Below are 2,198 nucleotides of genomic sequence, written 5' to 3'. Positions count from 1 at the left end.
GAGGGTTGAAGATGAAATCGGGGGTGAAGTCCCGCCGGTAGATGCGGTTGGGGTCGAAGATGAACGCGCGGCCGCGGCCGATCCGTCGATGGCCCGGCTGGTCGACGCCGTGTCCCTGCACCTGACCGGAGGCGGTGACCCGACCGCAGCGATCGGGGCTGTGCGCGCCGCGCTCCCCGACCGGGCCGTGCTGCTGACGGTGACCGGGCTCAGCACCGAGGGCGGCTGGGGACCCCTGCCGAAGACCGAGGCACGGCAGGCCTCCGACGTCGCCCGGGTACTCCTGGCCGCGGAGCGCGCCGGACTGTCCCGCCTCAGCGTGGCGGCCTTCGCCGACACGAAGACGGATGCCGGCGGGCTGCTCCGCGCCGACGGCTCTGCCAAGCCCGCCGCCGTGCTCTTCGAGGCCGGCGCCCAGCTCACGACGATTCCGGCACCGGGCCTTCTCGACTACGCCACCTCGAAATTCTGGATCCTGGTGTTCGCGGCCCTGCTCGCCGGCGCCGGGGTGCTGCTGTGGGTCCGTCACCGCCGGCGCAAGCGCAGGCTGCAGAAGCCGGGTCCCGCGGACTCCCCCACAACAGGTCAGCACGACCGCCCAGGAAGCACACCACAGTGATTGCCACGCGCGCCCTCGTCCAGGTCCTCCTCGACAGTGCGATCTGACCCCGTGTCGTCGCCTGGGTGATGCGTCACCAGGGTGATGTACTGTAACGACGCCATCCACCGAGACTGCCCACCGAGAGAAGAGCCCGATGAGCGACGCAGACGACGCCGGTCACCGCAGGGCCGGAAGGCCGCTTGAGACGGTTCTGACGAAACCGCGCATCACCGCTGCGGCCCTCCGGCTGATCGGGGCGGCCGGCTACGAAAGTTTCACGATGTCCGGCCTGGCCAGGAGTCTGGGAGTGGCTCCCTCCGCGCTCTACAACCACGCGGCATCGAAGCACGTCGTGCTGCAGTGGTTGCAGGACCACGTGATGACGATGGTCGATGTGGCCGGCTTCGGCTCAGAGCCGTGGGACACGGCCCTGCGCCGCTGGGCCTGGTCGTACCGGGACATCTTCGCAACGCACGTTCCGTTGATCTCGATTGTTGCGGTGCTCCCGGTCACGGGCGCACCGCAAACCCTGCGCATGTACGAGACCGTCGCGGCGGGACTGTCCTCCGCCGGGGTGCCTTCTGCACAGATCGTGCCCTCGATCGTCGCACTCGAGTCGTTCATCTTCGGCGCGGCTTTCGATGTGACGGCTCCGGCCGACATATTCGAGACCGGTGCGCTCGCCGAGTCGAGTCCGATCTTCAGCGCAGCGGTGCGGCACGGGCAGCAGAACGCGGGCAGGGCGCGGGCGGATGTCGCGTTCGAGTTCGGACTCGAGGCCCTCGTCGACCGGATCGGCGGCCTGCGCCAACCCTGAGCATCCGCCCGGCCTGTCGTGCCGTGCGAGCTGCCGCGGGCGCCGCGGGTCGTGCGGCGCCCGGAGTATCACTGGCTCACGGGCACGGCTTGAGCGCCGCGACGTCACCGGTGAGGGCGGTCGCCGTCCCGATCAGGACCACCCGGGTCGCGCCGAGGCGGGTGATCGCGGTGAGCGTCGCCCGGGGCACACACGTCGCGGGCGTGAGATACAGCGGAGCCGACTTCGCCCCGGCGAGCGCCGAGCCGACCAGGGCATCCTGGTAGCTCGTTCCGCTCGCGAGGTACACCGTCGTCGCGGACGTGAAGGCGTTGAGGTTGAGCGCCGCGCTGGTCGCGTAGCGATCTGCGCCGCTGTACCGGGTCACCGAGGCGCCGCCGAGTTGCAGCTTCAGCCAGAACTCGGTGAGGCTCGTCACGTCCGCCGTCCCGCCCGCGATCTTCACGGTCCTGGTGTGCAGGGTGCGCAGCAGGGCGGCCGTTGCGAGGTCGGGCAGGAAGCCGCCGGCCGGCACGAGAACGACCGGTGCGCCCGCGCGGGCGGCGGCGGATGCTGCCGCGAGCGCTCCGGGGAAGTCGGCCCCTGTCGCGACGTAGGCCGTCGCCGCGAGGCTGCCGAAGGCATCCGCTGCCACGAGGCGGGAGGTGGCGTACCGGTCGGCGCCGGCGAGCCGTGCGACGGGTGCGATGCCCGCGAGCTCGGCCGAGACCGCCGCGGACACGCTTGCGGTTCCGCCGACGATGACGATCTTGCCCGGGTGCAGCCGGACCAGTTCGGCCC

3 protein-coding genes are annotated in these 2,198 nt (G+C 71.1%); 2 read left to right on the top strand and 1 reads right to left on the bottom strand.

Annotation, left to right across the window (positions count from 1 at the left end):
* Together QN345_RS18190 and QN345_RS18185 are read left to right on the top strand one after the other, a co-directional pair.
* Positions 1-619, top strand: a 619-nt coding sequence (locus tag QN345_RS18190) for a hypothetical protein (protein ID WP_323509025.1), incomplete at its 5' end; no start/stop codon positions are given.
* Positions 620-755: 136 nt separating this feature from the next.
* The gene (locus tag QN345_RS18185) at positions 756-1,418 is read left to right on the top strand and encodes a TetR/AcrR family transcriptional regulator (RefSeq protein WP_134449100.1); all 663 of its coding nucleotides are present in this window, start codon (positions 756-758) and stop codon (positions 1,416-1,418) included.
* A 76-nt stretch (positions 1,419-1,494) separates the two neighbouring features.
* Here the strand turns inward: QN345_RS18185 and QN345_RS18180 are convergent.
* Positions 1,495-2,198: cell wall-binding repeat-containing protein (locus QN345_RS18180; RefSeq protein WP_323509024.1), on the bottom strand; the 704-nt coding region annotated here is incomplete at its 5' end.

This window comes from Cryobacterium sp. 10I1 (genome assembly GCF_035019805.1).
Classification (GTDB): Bacteria; Actinomycetota; Actinomycetes; order Actinomycetales; family Microbacteriaceae; genus Cryobacterium; species Cryobacterium glucosi.
Note: the sequence above shows the minus strand (reverse complement) of the source record. Positions and strands in the feature narration are given on the sequence as shown.

Excerpts from the sequence above, each read along its gene's own strand:
- QN345_RS18185 (WP_134449100.1), top strand. The coding sequence starts at position 756 with ATGAGCGACGCAGACGACGCCGGTCACCGCAGGGCCGGAAGGCCGCTT.